Below are 14,750 nucleotides of genomic sequence, written 5' to 3' on the forward strand. Positions count from 1 at the left end.
CAAGTACTAGGGTCGAGCCATTACTTTAGAAAAACAATGACGCGGCGTACTCCAAAAAGGTACGGCGTACCTTTCGGGAGGAACCATGGCTGAATATATCAATCCAGATTACGTACCAGAACCAGAGAAAATGAACGTTAAAAAAGGTCTTGAAGGCGCTGTTATTGATACATCTTCTGTATCAAAAGTAAATCCAGACACGAACTCATTGATCTACCGTGGTTACCCAGTTCAAGACTTGGCTGAAAACTGCTCTTTCGAAGAAGTAGCTTACTTGATGTACAACAGCGAGTTGCCAAACGCAGCTCAACTTGCTGACTTCACGAAAAAAGAGCGCGGCTACCGCGAAATCTCGACGACGTTGTTGAATGTGATCAAAGCTCTTCCACAAAAATGTCACCCAATGGATTCTATCCGTACTGCGGTTTCATTCTTGGGTTGTGAAGACTCTCGTATCTGGGATTCTTCTCCAGCGACTGACATGGATAAAGCAATCCAATTGTTGGCGAAAATTCCAACGTGTGTGGCTGCTGACTACCGCTTCAAAAAAGGTTTGGATTTCATTCCACCAAAAGCTGATTTGAGCATTTCTGAAAACTTCTTCCACATGTGCTTCGGTAAAGTTCCACAAAAGGAAGTCGTAAAAGCTTTTGACGTTTCTTTGATCCTTTACGCTGAACACAGCTTCAATGCTTCTACTTTCACAGCGCGTGTTGTGACTTCAACTCAATCTGACCTTTACTCTGCAACTGTTGCAGGTATCGGCGCATTGAAAGGTCCTTTGCACGGTGGCGCGAATGAACAAGTCATGCACATGATGATGGAAATCGCAGATCCAAACAAAGCTGAACAATGGATGATCGATGCTTTGGCGCAGAAGAAAAAAGTAATGGGCTTCGGTCATCGTGTATATAAATCTGGCGACTCTCGCGTACCAACAATGAAAAAATACGCGCAAGTGATGGCAGATGTCACTGGCGAACAAAAATGGATGAAAATGTACAACTCACTTGAAAAAGTGATGGTTGAGAAAAAGAAAATCTATCCAAACTTGGATTTCCCAGCGGGTCCTGCTTACTACATGATGGGTTTTGAAATCGACTTCTTTACTCCGATCTTCGTAATGGCACGTACAACTGGCTGGTCAGCTCACATCATGGAACAAGCGGCGAACAACCGTATCATCCGTCCATTGAGCGAGTACATTGGTCACGCTCAACGTAAAGTGACTCCAATTTCTGAAAGAAAATAATTTCGCTTCGAAATTGGTTCGCAGAAAGGCTCGGTGTAAACCGGGCCTTTTTTATTTGTCTTGCTGCGATCACTGCGGACATTTCGAAAAAATATAAAATCCTCTCGGCTTTCTCATTTGACCTTCATCTAGTTCGTTGAAATCATCTTAGGACCACGGAGGAATTTTATGTTGCGCTGGATGCTTGCTTCCACTCTCTTGATTTCAACTCACGCTGTTGCTCAGCAGAGTTCAACTACAATCACACCTGCAGAAGTCGCTTCGGCTTCAACAGAGTTGTCTCTTGCCACTTCTGCCCCGGTTGTGAAATCGCCTTGGCACTTGGTGCTGGGCTCTGAGAACTACACTTACGAAAACGAGCAACGTGCACATGGTTCCGACGCTCCGATTATTTCTTATAACTTTGTGGGAGCACGCTACAACATCAATGCAAAATGGGATGTGGAGTTGCGCCAACAATTCCAATACGTTTCGAACATTGAACATTTGGGTGGACGTGATCGCACATTACATCGTAATACGCTTGAACTTGCCGAAACTGTTTTGCGTGTTATTGCAAAACCGGGTTGGAGTCTTGTCGGATCTAAAAACACCATGTTTGACTTCCGTTACTATGCACCGACTGATCACACCTCTCAGTTCAATCAAGAGCTGGGCCGCCTTCGCTTAGATGCTTACACAGAGTGGGTGTACAACCCGCAGTGGACTGTGGGAGCTTTGCTTTCTCCGCGCGTTTTGCTAAATAGTCCGGCCAATCCAAACGGACAAGTGGGCAGCGATGCTCAGTACTACATGATCAAAGCCGCTCCTTACGTGTACTACAACTTTAACGATATCGTGCAAGCATACTATGCCTACACTTATGTAGGCGCCTCCACTCAAGCGCAACGCGGCTCTTGGGATCCAGATATGGTCAACGGCAGTGCCCAAGAAATTGGTGTGAACATCAGCTATGGTCCCTTCTTGATTAATCCTGCAATTGTCAGTGAGACGAATTTAAATGATTCCTCGGGCTCTGTGATGTCGGATGACTCACGTGCTTTTGCCTATGATGGTCTCAGCTACAATTTGAATCTTTACGCGACTTTCTAGGGCTCGCCTAAAGGACCTGCACGGGAAGTTTGTGCTATAGATAGAGAAATCGCGCCCTTTCCCGCAAACTGGCTTTCGGCTATACTGAAAGCCAAGGAAAGGGGCTTTTATGGAATTCTGGTTTATTATCTCCGCAACAATCGTCGCAGTCGCATCTGTGCTGGTTTATGCTACCATCGCCGTTTTCTTTCCTGAGTGGGTCGGCATCACAGGCAAAGTTGCTCTAAACGCGGAGCAGAGCCACCAAGCGGGCTCGACTCCTCAGACAACAAGCTGGATTGAAGATCAAAAATAATCGGCAAAATCTTAAACTAAACGGATTGTGAGATCCGTTTAGTAAATCTCGGCGCAAACCGCTTCAGGATTTGCATCTACAATTTGCTCAACTTTCTTCAATAATGAATTACATGCAGGAATTGCTTCTGCTTCTTTGCGATTAATCGGGCCAAAGTGCGAACGACGCAGTCTTAACATTGTCATTGCATACTCCGTAGCAAACGCCGGGCAAGCTTTGTTGAACTTCTGATATTCTGCCCCTGCTCCCGAACCCAAGATGCTTTGACTCTTACAAGTCACGCCTTCTTTAAAGATCGTCAAACCACAACGTTGTGGGCTGGCTTTGTATTCATTGTAAAGACGACGCAGTTCTGTCGAGGCCCCCATAGAGTCGTAACTGACTTGAAAAATACCAGCTTCCGCTTCTGCAGAAGAACGACGCGACCCTGCTGATTTGTCCCACCCTTCACAATATTTTCCAGAGCTCTCTCTCATCCCTAAGCCAAAGCCCAAAGTGTAAATCGCACGAACGGCTTCATCACCTGAAGATTTCACGTTGATACCAAGATTGCTAAAGATGCTTTTGTAATGAGCCAAAGCATCACGGCTGGTACTTCCCGAGCTCGCAGCAGACAGAATTTTTGCAGCTGCCGGATTTTGATCGTTGCGAGTGCGACACAGACTACGCGCAAATGTCAGAGCGACACCTTTCACATAACCTGCAGGTGCACGACCGCGTTTTTTCCAAGAGTATTTTGCACATGTCGACTGACTTGAAAGGTCGACAATTTGTTGAGTGTATTGATTCGAGGTAGAGGCTGCTTTCACTTCTTGAGAGAAGGTTTGAGTTGATAATACGACGAATAAAGCTGTGATTGGGTATGTTAGATTTTTCATTGCCTGCTTTTTCGGCAGCATTTCGTAACAACACAGGCGACAATGATCTAGATTAGTGCAAATGCGATTGAGACTTTAGAGAATCCTCAGATCCCGCTCCTGGAGCGGAAAGCAAGCGGAGTGACCCCGACGTTTTCGCGGAAAAATCGAATGAAGTAGTTAGGATCTTGGTACCCTAGCTGATAGCCCACCTCCGAAATCGACAACTTGGAATAGACTAAGAGACGCTTTGCTTCAACGAGCACTCGCTCTTGAATCATCTCGCGAGCTGACTTACCAAAGGCCCGTGAAGCCCGCATAGTGAGCGCCTTTGGGGTCATTCCTAATTTTTTCGCGTAAAATTCCACAGAGTGCTCCTGAGAGAACGACTCATCTAACAACGACTGAAATTGATCCATCAAATTTTCCAGTGGCTTTTGCACGGAAACTTCAGCGCCACTCAAACGCAAAAGTAAAATCAGCAATTCTGAGAGCTGATGTTGCAGCACGATTTGATACGCTGATTTTTGATTCTGAAATTCTTGCAGCATTGATTCACAAACAGATTGAATGCGTCTGATGTCTTGCTGGTTTTTCAAGGTCATCATATCAGGAAGAGAGTTCACTCCTGACATCAGGTCTAAATTTTTTCGCAAATCCTGAGGCAAAGACTCCGAGGTAAATTCCAAGACAATGCCCTTTACCCCGGGTGAAATATCCCAAGCATGAACTTGGCCTGGCTTCATCACATAGATTTGATTTCTATCCAAAGAATAGGTTTTAAAATCGATTCGATGCGTTCCCTTGCCTTTTTCTATGAAATGCAGGTGGTAGAAATCATGACGATGCGGGAACGGCACTTTTGGTTCTAGGCGATCATTTAGCACTTCAACTCGAATGTCCCCGCGCGCTGCGGTCACAACTCCAAGATCTTCCAGCGCATGACGACGAGACTTTTTCACTACGATCCCACCTTTTCCGCCAGGAGTTTTTGATACTCAGAAGCATGGGCTTTTAAAGCTTCATTCACTATACGTATGATATTCTTATCCAAGTTTTTGTTAAAGATAATATACAGGTCCAAAGCGGAATCTGGAATTGGCAAAATAAGGAATTTATCCTTGAGATGTTCTTGCCCCAACACATAAAAGCCGTGCGACCAAGTCGGCACGAAAAATCCATCGACACGTTTTGATTTCAGTAAATACAAACCACGGTGGAAATAATCCTCACCCGAAATAAATAAAAAATTAGCGCCACTCTTCTCAAAATAGTCAGGAACAATCGAGCCCCAATCGTGTCCTAGGCGCAGACCTTTCAGATCTTTGATGGATTTGATTTTTTTTAACTTGGAATTTTTATCAACGACAATTCCCGACTGATTCTTCAATAAAGGCACGTCGGAATAGACATATTTCTTTTCTCGCTCTTTATTTTTCGCAACCAAGACAGCCATGTCCAAACGACCCGCCTGGAGGTCGACTAAAATCCGCGCAAAGTGAGCTTGGCTCCAACGCACTTCAATTTTATTCGGCTTGAAAACTCGATTGAATAAAAATTCGGGCACCAGCCCTTGTGGCGGTTGCTCCCCCGCCCGCATCATATGCGGCGGCAATTCATAAATTCCAACCGACACAGCATTGGCGACTGCTCTCTGTAAGAAGACACTTAGAACTAAAATCAAACTCAACGGCCAACGCATGCAAGACCTTTATTACGACAACTTTATCAATCAATTGTAACTAATTTCCGCAAAAAGTCTTCATACTTTAGGTATAAAAAAGGAGTCAGCAATGGAACCGAATATAGAACCAAGACGCCGACCAGAAAACCTTCGAACTCCACCACCAACTCCGCAACAATCCCCTGGCCGTCCACCTTCCTTGCGTCCCACGGCTGTGACCACCACAAAAGGCGAACCCGCCGTTAGTTACACGCGACAAGTTTGTCTCTTTATGGGTGTTATCCTTTTTGGTGTGGGTCTTATCGGTTTTGTGATGGATAATTTTTTGGGCGCCCATTTAAGCTATGCTCATAACATCATACACGTCGTATCCGGAATTCTCGCCATTGGCTTTGGCTACTACAGCCATTTAGCCGCCAAAAATTACTCTTACACCTTTGGAGCTATCTATGGCTTGTTAGGTATTATTGGATTTGTTGTGGGTCAACCCGGTATGCCGACAGTGGGCCGTATAGCAGAAGATCGTTTCTTATGGCGCATCCGTCCCGAAGTTTTAGAGTTCGGAACGGCCGATCATATTATTCATCTTTTGATTGCAGCGATTTTCATTGCAGGCGCTTTGTATACTGGAAAACGACGACCGACTCAACCTACAGCTTCATCTCGATAGTTTTACCATCAAGCTGATAGCGTTGTTCGTTGTAGGAAATAAGAGTTTTACCAAAGCTCGTTGAGAATTCTTTATTTTTTCTCGCGACTTCAAGAGAGTCGCGGGAAAATTCAAGAGACAAAAGATAATCACTTTTGCGCAACAAATTTTGAAATTCAAATTCTTGGTATTGTGGCAAACGGCCATTCGTACGACGGGCTTTAAAGATCTCCGCCATCAGAGCGAGGTGGTTTTGCATCTCAAACGAAAATTCTTTTTTTACTTTATCGATATCTTTATTTTGCGACCAACGCTGCCATGTCGTCATCGAAGAGAGCTGAAGAAGTTCCTGCACATAACCATCTAAGCGTTCAGCTCGTGCTTCCGCACTTAATAGTAGTTCTGAAACCTGACGGTTCACTGCCATTTTTGGACTCTTCGGCGCCTTTTTATGGTGCTTCGAGTGTCTCACTGTGGGACTTTTTTTAGGGCTTTTGGCTTCTACGCCTCCAGCGACCACTAAAACAGAGAAGATGATCAGGATTAGATTTTTCAAATTCATTTTTAGCATACAGCCCTCACTTACTGACTTTGTAGTTCAAGGGCTGTGCCGTGTCTCAGAATAAGACTATTCGTCCATCAAACTCCAGTCGATAGAGTTATCACGAGAAGGCCATTGGCGATTTGTATCCCACATGGTGCGAACCCACAAAACGGTTTGATCAATGGCTGAATCCATATGGTCCTCATCGACAACCACAGTTGGAACATCCAGTTCGCCAACATAATTTTGAGAGTCGTCATAGGGGCCTTCTATCATCACCAAGCCTTTGCAAAATTCCGTTTCGCGAATGGCATGCGCGATAAACTCAGCGCCCACGCTGACTCCAACACCAATGATTTTTTCGGGATCAACAAGGGGTTGTGCCTGCAAAAATTTAAACCCGGCTTTGATATCTTGAATTCGTTTTGCGGGAGATTCCCAAGGCTGTGGTGAAAGTTCATCATCACCATAGAAGCTGTGATCTAAGACCAAGCAGGCAAAACCTTGCTGACTGATCTGGCGAGCCATGTATTCGGTTATTTGTGTCGTAGCGCCCGTCATACTTCCTTCGAACAAAAGTCCCGCCATGGGATCTTTGGTGTCGATATCTGGCAAATACAGAGCCGCTTCTAACAAGCGTTCGTTGGCGTTGAAAGTCACTGTGATTTTCATAGGACCTCCCCGCACTATTTTATGAGACTCGCCGTCTAACAAGAAGCAGAGCCCCATGGACTTGCAAGAATACAATCAGCAGCTCGCCTTTCGACGGAGCTGCCTTACATACAACCTAAGTGTTATTTTCTATTGAATTTGCAACGCATTCCATCTCTACCAAAAAAGATCAAAGAGTCGTTATCCAAGAATTGAACAAATTTATAATCTGCTTCTTCCCAATCTGTTTTGCTTGCGATTGTTTCAGTCCTTACTTGTTCAAGAACTGTGTCGCCTTGAAGAACTGTGCGGTATTCTTCACGGCCTACTAAGATCGTTCTCACACGTTGTGTGTCGAGACTCAATTCCGCAGAGTACTCCCCCGCAGTTGGAAGGCCATTCGCAAGTCCTGGACCACTCAAAGTCACGTTCACAGTATTTGCACTTGGAATCACTTCAAGATCTAAATTGCTATAGCGATTCGTGCACATATTTCTTGGATTTGATTCCGCATTCACGTAACGGCCCGAGTTCCTTTCAAACTGGGAAAGATCTGTTGACACCGCAAAGGCGGCGTTACTCATCACAAAAGAAAGAACTGCGAAAGCTGCTTTAAAGAAAACTGTATTTTTCATAGGGAAATCCCCACCTTTCTGTTAATAAAATCGGACTCATTTCAACTTACCAAATGGAACTGACGATACTTTTAAATTTTCAACTCATCAGAATCGTATTTTTCGAATAGACCGAAATGGAGAGCTATTCATCACAAAACAAACCGAGTAAGGGACTAAGTGTTCCGAAACTCTGACTGAACACTTGTTAAATGACTTATTTCTTTCTGCGACATGCCCGCTAAACTGTTGAGCAATCACAAAGGGAGTCTACGATGAAATGTCTTCGTGCCATTGTTCTATTTCTTTTTCTTACAAATCTAGCGGAGGCAGCTTCGCTCGCTGTTGATGCAAAAACTCAATTCCTAGAAAAAGACGGTCGTAAAATTGCGTATCGTTCCATCGGCCAAGGACCGCCACTTATTTTGGGATTACGCTTTCGGGGCATCATGGACTCTTGGGATCCAGCATTCCTGGATGCCTTAGCAAAAGATTTTCGCGTTATCACTTTTGATTGGAGTGGCATTGGCCGATCCACTGGCAAACGTGCCACGACGATGAAAGAGATGGTCAAAGACTTCACGGATCTCGCAGAAGGCTTGAAATTGAAAAACCCCGTTATTGGTGGATGGTCCATGGGTGGAATGGTCGCACAAGAAACACTCGCAGCTCACCCGGGCCTTTTCACTCACGGAATTTTAATCGGCACCACACCAGCTTGTGCTACTTGTGGAGTGCCAACAAAAGAATTTTTAGCGGCGGCCGGAAAAACTGTGAATGATTTAAAAGATGAAGAAATTCTTTTCTTTTATCCCCCGTCCAAGGAAAGCATGAAAGCGGCACAAGCCTCGCACGAGCGCATTGCTCAGCGAACCAAAGATACCAGCGTTATGATGCCGCCGGAATTTTTTATGGACCAACAAAAAGCTGTCGCCGGATATCGCGAAAACAAAACGGGCGTGATGGATATGCACATGAAAGGTAAAACACCGATCTTGGTGATCGCTGGAGATCATGACAATGCTTGCAAGCCTGAGGATTGGTATCAGTTCAGCGGAAAAATGGCGAACACCCACCTTGTGGTTTACCCGCAAACAGGCCATGCTCCTCAACATCAGTATCCAGAATTATCGGCCAAATATATCCGCGATTTCGTCCAAACGACGAGCTCGAAAGCCGACTCCAACCCTCTCAAGATCTCTGGAAACTAGCCCCACTTCTAAATCCTTTGGTCGGACAACCCGGCCCGCCCCGCCCTCATCTCAAATCCTAAATATATGAAAATACAGGAATTTATGCGCCGTACTCCAAAAAGGTACGGCGCACCTTCTGAGGGTTGACACGTTCCACTTTTAGAATTATTCTAAATTTAGAATTTATTTAGAACTCGGCGTTAACACTTCCGAGGGTGGTTGTATTACGTCAGACTATTGAGGGTTTAAAGGGAGAAGGTTCGTACATGAATAAGCCGTGCTTATCTGCAAACGACATCCAAGAGCGCCTGCAAAATGCAGGAGTGCAACCGACGCTTCAACGTCTGGCAATCTGCAAATTCGTGCTGAACGAAGCGGACCACCCGACTGCTGATGACGTGAAAGAATGGGCTGATGTGAACTTAGGAAAAATCAGCCAAGCAACTGTGTACAATACGCTCAACACATTGGTGGATGCTGGCATTTTGAAAGAGTTCAAATTCCCGCATTCAGGGAAAGTGGTTTATGACTGCAATACGCATGATCATTTCCACTTTGTCGATGAGAGCACGGGCAAGATTTACGATATCGATCCAGCGGATGTGAAAATCGACATCGCGATCCCGAAAAAATTTAAAGTGAAAGACATTAAACTCGTCCTTAAGGGCGAAATTAAATAACTACTAATTCAAATTTACCAAACACAAAGGAGATATAAGATGTTAGGTATCGGCGAAAAATTCCCAGAATTCAAATTGCAAGCTTGCGTTTCTCGCGAAAAAGGCAAAGAGTTTGCTGAAGTTTCTTCTAAAGACATGAAAGGCAGCTGGTCTGTTTTCTTCTTCTGGCCTTTGGATTTCACTTTCGTATGCCCTACTGAAATTGCTGAGTTCAACAAAGAACACAAAAATTTCCAAGCTCGTGAAGCGAAATTGTTCGGCGTTTCTGCTGACTCTCACTTCGTTCACTTGGCATGGAGAAACAACCATGACGATTTGAAAAATCTTTCTTTCCCAATGCTTGCTGACTACAAAAAAGAACTAGCTGGTACTTTGGGCGTTCTTCATAAGCAAGACCAAGTTCCTTTGCGTGCAACTTACATCGTAGATCCAGATGGTATCGTACGTTGGGTTGCAGTTAACGACCTTTCTGTAGGCCGTAACGTGAAAGAAGTTTTGAGAACACTAGATGCTCTTCAAACTGACGAACTTTGCCCATGTAACTGGGAAAAAGGTCAAGCGACTTTGAACGCTTAATCGCAACAGAAAACGCGAGCGACACCGTTCGCGTTTTCGATTGCTATTAAATTATCTTAGTTCCAGTTCTGGAAATCATTAAGGAGTTGTACATGTCTATTTCTGAAAAAGTAGATGCTTATTTAGAAGCTGAATATCCGAATGCACAAACGGCGATCTACCGTGATTTGTCTTTGAACTTTAAAAAAGTTTTAGAAGACAGCCCACTTGAACCTTCTGAGCGTTTTTTGAATTTGCTTTCGATTTCTGTCGCTCTTGAAAACAAAGCGATGGTTCAATTGGCGAAAAATCTTTTAAGTGATTTGCAATTGCCTGAAGAACAAGTCCAAGAAGCTGCGGAAATCGCAGGTATCATGGGCATGAATAACGTTTACTACAAATTCAAATCTTTCTTGCCTGCTGAGGTAGCGCCGGATTATCCACGCGCAGGTCTTCGCATGAACTCACTTGCGAAACACATCAACAGCAAAAAAGATTTCGAAATGATGGCGCTTTCTGTTTCGATCATCAATGCCTGCCCGGTTTGCGTGGCAAGCCATGAAAAAACAGTTCGCTCTCAAGATGTTTCAGCTGACAAAGTCCATGACTTGGCGCGCTTAGCTGCAACAGCAAAGGGTCTTACGAGCCTTAAGAAAGCTCTGACTCTCTAAATTTTAGACTTTTTCTGCGAGTTCGATTGAATGGCCATCAGGATCTAAAATGATGGCCTTCTTCCCATCCGGCATCTCTGTCGGATCAAGGATGCATGTGGCACCTGGCACATTTTTGAGTTGTTCGACGGTAGCATCCAAATTTGTAACTAAAAAGCCTAACTGAAGGCTTGGAATCTGGGATTTTAGCGGGTTTGCCGTCTTATAAAGCGAAAATTCGACCCCATTATGATGGGCTTTATAGATTTCACTCCCCTTTTCGACTTTGGCCGCTCTGAACTGAAAGCCAATAATTCGATAAAAACCCAGCATGTCCTGTAGATGCGGGGTCGTTATTGTGATAGAAGTGATCAGCAAACTCATGCGTCCATTATCTAGAGCGAGGCGATATGAAACAAGAGAAAATTTATCTACGTGACTACAAAACTCCGGACTTTACAGTTAAGTCTGTGAATCTCGACTTCAATTTGAACGAAGACTTTTGTCGAGTTGTCGCAAAATCAGAAATTGAAAAAAAATCACCTTCTGCGTCCTTAGTTTTAAATGGCGAAGACATGAAATTGATCTCCGTTAAAATCAACGGAGAAACGCTTCAAGAAGGTCAATACACGCTGACCAAAGAACATTTGACGATTCCAACAACACCGGAAAAATTCACGTTGGAAATCGAAACTCAGCTCGAGCCACAAAATAATACCAGCCTTGAGGGACTGTATAAATCCAACGGTATTTTCTGTACTCAATGTGAGGCAGAAGGCTTCCGCAAAATCACTTACTTCCTGGATCGTCCTGACGTCATGACCTCTTACTCTGTGACGATTGAAGCTGATAAAACGAAATACCCAGTGCTACTTTCAAACGGCGACCGCTTGAAAGTCGAAGACCTCGGCAATGGCCGTCATAAAGCTTACTGGCGCGATCCACACAAAAAACCTTGTTATCTCTTTGCCCTGGTTGCGGGTGATCTTGGAGTGATTCGTGATACGTTTACGACCGCTTCCGGCCGCGAAGTAAATCTTGAAGTTTATGCGGCTCACGGGAAACAAGATCGCTGCTGGCATGCCATGGAGTCTTTGAAAAAATCCATGAAGTGGGATGAAGAAGCATATGGCCGTGAGTACGATTTAAATGATTATATGATCGTCGCTATTGATGACTTCAATGCCGGTGCCATGGAGAACAAAGGTTTGAATATCTTTAACTCTCGCTTGGTCTTGGCTGACGCAAATTCGGCGACAGATACAGACTTCCACAGCATTGAATCCGTTGTTGCTCACGAGTACTTCCATAACTGGACAGGTAATCGTGTGACTTTGGCAAACTGGTTCCAACTTTCATTGAAAGAAGGTTTGACGGTTTTCCGCGACCAAGAATTCTCTGCTGATATGACAGATCGTGGTGTGCAACGTATTGAGGACGTCGATGCTTTGCGCGCAGGACAGTTTGCTGAAGACGGCGGCCCTAACGCCCACCCAGTCCGTCCTGAATCTTGCATGGCGGTTGATAACTTCTTTACGATGACGATTTACGAAAAAGGTGCGGAGTTGATCCGCATGATGCAAACCATTGTGGGCCGTAAGGGTTTCCGCAAAGGTATGGATGAGTATTTTGCTCGTCATGACGGTCAAGCTGTGACGACTGAAGATTTCGCCGCTGCGATTTCTGAACCGAACGGAAAAGACTTCACTCAATTCCGTCGTTGGTATTCACAAGCGGGAACACCGACTGTTCACGTCCACGAAGAGTACGATGCAAAAAACCAAGAGTATCACCTGACGTTAGAGCAAACATGTGCTCCAACTCCAAACCAACCTAGCAAAGAAAGTTTTCATATTCCTTTGATGTTGGGTCTTTTGGACAAAAACGGAAAAGAACTCACTCTACACAGCGAGAGAATTCAAAAAAATACCGATGGCAAACACTTGATCGAACTGCGCGAGCAAAAAGAAAGACACACGTTCAAAAATATTTCGGAGCGTCCTGTTCTTTCCATCTTGCGTGAATTCTCTGCACCCGTTCACTTGAAATGGAATGCAGCCGAAGAAGATTTGTATTTCTTGTTTGAAAACGATACGGATTCTTTCAATCGTCGCGAAGCAGGTCAAAAATTAAGCCTCCGTGTTTTCCATAAACTGATCAGTCAGGCTCGCAACAAACAACCTCTGGAAGTGGACCCTCGCTTTGTTTCAACGATGACGAAAGTTATCAATGACAGTTCGATGGATCCGCTGTTTATGGCGAAAATGTTGACGTTGCCAAGTAACGCTGTTTTGGCTCAAGAAGAATCTGTCTTGGATGCAATGGCGTTCTACGAAGCTCGCAAAGCTTTGAAGAAGACGATTGCGCAACAAAACGAAGCAGCCCTTCTGGCGATCTATAAAAAATATCATGGTGTGGACGCCAAGAGCACGAAGTCCTCAGGACATCGCCAGTTGAAAAACCAGGCGTTAGTTTATTTATCGATGCTGGAAAAACCGGAGATCATGGAGCTGGTCACAAAACAATATTGGAATGCGGAAAACATGACGGACCGTATGACAAGTTTGTCGATTTTGGCTGACTCCAATGTGGCGAACCGTGATCAAGTTTTACATGACTTCTATGAGACATGGAAAGATGACTCGGTCGTGATCAACAAGTGGTTGATGGTTCAAGCGACAACGAGCCGCCCAGAAACACTTGAAGATGTGAAACGTTTGACGAAACATCCTTCGTTTAGCCTAACAAATCCAAATAATGTGTATTCATTATTGCGTGCGTTTGGCGCGAACTTGGTTCGTTTCAATGATCCAAGCACAGATGCTTACAAATTTTATTCAGACATGATTTTGGAAATTGATCCAAAAAATCCGCAAGTCGCTGCTCGCCTTTGTGCCGCTTTCACGTTCGTGAAAAAGCTGGATCCCCAAATGCAAGAACGTGCGCTTGTAGAAATCCGCCGCATGGTCGCAGCCCCTTCGCTTTCGAAGAACTCGCGCGAGCTTCTGCAGCCGATGCTAGAGCAATAGCCTCAAAAGGGAGCCTTTGGCTCCCTTTTTTATTTCGATCATTGTTCGCACGTCCGTTACAGACACCTCACAAACCAGCCCTTCATCTTGGTAGCCACCCTCGACTAAAATCCAAAGCCGAGGCTTCATTCGAGAATCCCCGCAGAGTCTTATAAAGGCCTCTCCGAAATAGTCCGATAAAAAATCATGGTTTCACTTTGGGTGACAATAGGTCTCATCATTTCAGCTGTGTGCGTTTCTATCCTGGGCGCGCTTTTTTCTATTGATGGACTTGCAGCCCTTTTCTCAGGTGCGACCCTTGCCGTGGCTGTTATGGCCGGCTCTCTTGAGTTTTCGAAATTCGTCCTCGCCGCTTATTTGCACCAACGTTGGACAAAATTGAATTTGCTCCTTCGTACTTACCTTGTCGCTTCAGTTGTGGCATTGAGTGCGATTACGAGCATGGGTATTTTTGGTTTCCTCTCCAACGCTTATCAATCCGCAACCAGTGCGTTGGCTGCAGAAGAAATCAAAATGCAGTCATTGCATGTGGAGAAAGAACGCAACAATCTTGAAATCCAGCGCTTGAATCGCTCCATTGACGAGATTCCTGCGAATCGTATCACCGCCCGCTTGAAACTTCGTTCCGATCTAGAGCCCGCAGTTGCTGAGATCAATAAAAAGAATGCCGAAGTCGACAAAAAGATCGCGGATTCAAAATTATCGATCCTAGCTGTTCAACAAAAAGTTGGTCCTCTTATCTATATCTCAAAAGTCTTCAAAGTTGAGATCGATGCCGTGGTTAAATACTTGATCATGCTTTTCGTGTGTATCTTTGACCCACTCGCCATCTGTTTGGTTATTGCCTCTAGTGAGTCTTTGGAATCTCGTCGTAAAAAAGAAAACACACCCGAAACATTTGAAACTCCAGCAGCAGGTGGCAGCACGCCTCCGAATGGCAATGACGAGCTGATTCAAATGCGCTTTACGGATGAGGACTCTGCTGGCAATAAGGCCACTGGGTAG

At 44.7% G+C, this 14,750-nt stretch carries 17 protein-coding genes; 10 read left to right on the top strand and 7 right to left on the bottom strand.

Going from position 1 to position 14,750, the window contains the following annotated elements; all coding sequences use genetic code 11:
- The first annotated feature begins 85 nt into the window (after nucleotides 1-85).
- The 3 genes from ACLWOR_RS00545 (at nucleotide 86) to ACLWOR_RS00555 (ending at nucleotide 2,639) form a co-directional block, all read left to right on the top strand.
- On the top strand, nucleotides 86-1,252 hold the full coding sequence (locus ACLWOR_RS00545) for a bifunctional 2-methylcitrate synthase/citrate synthase (RefSeq protein ID WP_413938705.1): 1,167 nt from the start codon (nucleotides 86-88) through the stop codon (nucleotides 1,250-1,252).
- Nucleotides 1,253-1,420: 168 nt separating this feature from the next.
- Complete coding sequence (locus ACLWOR_RS00550; RefSeq protein WP_413938706.1) at nucleotides 1,421-2,344, top strand: hypothetical protein; 924 nt, start codon at nucleotides 1,421-1,423, stop codon at nucleotides 2,342-2,344.
- A gap of 109 nt (nucleotides 2,345-2,453) precedes the next feature.
- Entirely contained in the window at nucleotides 2,454-2,639 is a 186-nt protein-coding gene (locus tag ACLWOR_RS00555; protein ID WP_413938707.1) for a hypothetical protein, read from the top strand.
- Nucleotides 2,640-2,677: 38 nt separating this feature from the next.
- On the opposite strand, the gene ACLWOR_RS00560 is transcribed toward ACLWOR_RS00555, so the two are convergent.
- The 3 genes from ACLWOR_RS00560 to ACLWOR_RS00570 all read right to left on the bottom strand — a co-directional run bounded on the left by ACLWOR_RS00560 (nucleotide 2,678) and on the right by ACLWOR_RS00570 (nucleotide 5,198).
- The gene (locus ACLWOR_RS00560) at nucleotides 2,678-3,517 is read right to left on the bottom strand and encodes a hypothetical protein (RefSeq protein WP_413938708.1); all 840 of its coding nucleotides are present in this window, start codon (nucleotides 3,515-3,517) and stop codon (nucleotides 2,678-2,680) included.
- Nucleotides 3,518-3,603: 86 nt separating this feature from the next.
- Nucleotides 3,604-4,458 carry an AraC family transcriptional regulator gene (locus ACLWOR_RS00565; RefSeq protein ID WP_413938709.1) on the bottom strand — a complete coding sequence of 285 codons (855 nt, stop codon included), beginning with the start codon at nucleotides 4,456-4,458 and terminating at the stop codon, nucleotides 3,604-3,606.
- The gene (locus ACLWOR_RS00570) at nucleotides 4,458-5,198 is read right to left on the bottom strand and encodes a substrate-binding periplasmic protein (protein ID WP_413938710.1); all 741 of its coding nucleotides are present in this window, start codon (nucleotides 5,196-5,198) and stop codon (nucleotides 4,458-4,460) included. The genes ACLWOR_RS00565 and ACLWOR_RS00570 overlap by 1 nt, the downstream gene beginning before the upstream one ends.
- A gap of 91 nt (nucleotides 5,199-5,289) precedes the next feature.
- Between ACLWOR_RS00570 and ACLWOR_RS00575 the strand changes: the two genes are divergently transcribed.
- Entirely contained in the window at nucleotides 5,290-5,850 is a 561-nt protein-coding gene (locus tag ACLWOR_RS00575) for a DUF4383 domain-containing protein (protein ID WP_413938711.1), read from the top strand.
- Here the strand turns inward: ACLWOR_RS00575 and ACLWOR_RS00580 are convergent.
- The 3 genes from ACLWOR_RS00580 to ACLWOR_RS00590 form a co-directional block, all read right to left on the bottom strand.
- Nucleotides 5,831-6,256, bottom strand: a complete 426-nt coding sequence (locus ACLWOR_RS00580) for a hypothetical protein (protein ID WP_413938712.1) — start codon at nucleotides 6,254-6,256, stop codon at nucleotides 5,831-5,833. The two genes, ACLWOR_RS00575 and ACLWOR_RS00580, sit on opposite strands and share 20 nt — an antisense overlap.
- Nucleotides 6,257-6,457: 201 nt before the next feature.
- Complete coding sequence (locus ACLWOR_RS00585) at nucleotides 6,458-7,045, bottom strand: alpha/beta hydrolase (protein ID WP_413938713.1); 588 nt, start codon at nucleotides 7,043-7,045, stop codon at nucleotides 6,458-6,460.
- A 122-nt stretch (nucleotides 7,046-7,167) separates the two neighbouring features.
- The gene (locus tag ACLWOR_RS00590) at nucleotides 7,168-7,659 is read right to left on the bottom strand and encodes a hypothetical protein (RefSeq protein WP_413938714.1); all 492 of its coding nucleotides are present in this window, start codon (nucleotides 7,657-7,659) and stop codon (nucleotides 7,168-7,170) included.
- A gap of 254 nt (nucleotides 7,660-7,913) precedes the next feature.
- Here ACLWOR_RS00590 and ACLWOR_RS00595 point away from each other — a divergent pair, with 254 nt between their 5' ends.
- The 4 genes from ACLWOR_RS00595 to ACLWOR_RS00610 all read left to right on the top strand — a co-directional run bounded on the left by ACLWOR_RS00595 (nucleotide 7,914) and on the right by ACLWOR_RS00610 (nucleotide 10,737).
- On the top strand, nucleotides 7,914-8,849 hold the full coding sequence (locus ACLWOR_RS00595) for an alpha/beta fold hydrolase (RefSeq protein WP_413938715.1): 936 nt from the start codon (nucleotides 7,914-7,916) through the stop codon (nucleotides 8,847-8,849).
- A gap of 248 nt (nucleotides 8,850-9,097) precedes the next feature.
- Nucleotides 9,098-9,511 (top strand): Fur family transcriptional regulator, encoded by a 414-nt coding sequence (locus ACLWOR_RS00600; protein ID WP_413938716.1) that lies wholly within the window; start codon nucleotides 9,098-9,100, stop codon nucleotides 9,509-9,511.
- Between the two features lie 39 nt (nucleotides 9,512-9,550).
- The gene (locus tag ACLWOR_RS00605; RefSeq protein WP_413938717.1) at nucleotides 9,551-10,087 is read left to right on the top strand and encodes a peroxiredoxin; all 537 of its coding nucleotides are present in this window, start codon (nucleotides 9,551-9,553) and stop codon (nucleotides 10,085-10,087) included.
- Between the two features lie 92 nt (nucleotides 10,088-10,179).
- Nucleotides 10,180-10,737 (top strand): carboxymuconolactone decarboxylase family protein, encoded by a 558-nt coding sequence (locus tag ACLWOR_RS00610; RefSeq protein ID WP_413938718.1) that lies wholly within the window; start codon nucleotides 10,180-10,182, stop codon nucleotides 10,735-10,737.
- A 3-nt stretch (nucleotides 10,738-10,740) separates the two neighbouring features.
- Here the strand turns inward: ACLWOR_RS00610 and ACLWOR_RS00615 are convergent, their stop codons facing one another.
- Nucleotides 10,741-11,100 (bottom strand): VOC family protein, encoded by a 360-nt coding sequence (locus tag ACLWOR_RS00615; RefSeq protein ID WP_413938719.1) that lies wholly within the window; start codon nucleotides 11,098-11,100, stop codon nucleotides 10,741-10,743.
- 26 nt (nucleotides 11,101-11,126) lie between these two features.
- Between ACLWOR_RS00615 and pepN the strand changes: the two genes are divergently transcribed.
- Nucleotides 11,127-13,745, top strand: coding sequence for an aminopeptidase N (gene pepN, locus ACLWOR_RS00620; protein ID WP_413938720.1), 2,619 nt, complete (start codon nucleotides 11,127-11,129; stop codon nucleotides 13,743-13,745).
- Nucleotides 13,746-13,931: 186 nt separating this feature from the next.
- Nucleotides 13,932-14,750, top strand: coding sequence for a hypothetical protein (locus ACLWOR_RS00625; protein WP_413938721.1), 819 nt, complete (start codon nucleotides 13,932-13,934; stop codon nucleotides 14,748-14,750).

The sequence above is a fragment of the Bdellovibrio sp. HCB2-146 genome, from assembly GCF_047345725.1.
Classification (GTDB): Bacteria; Bdellovibrionota; Bdellovibrionia; order Bdellovibrionales; family Bdellovibrionaceae; genus Bdellovibrio.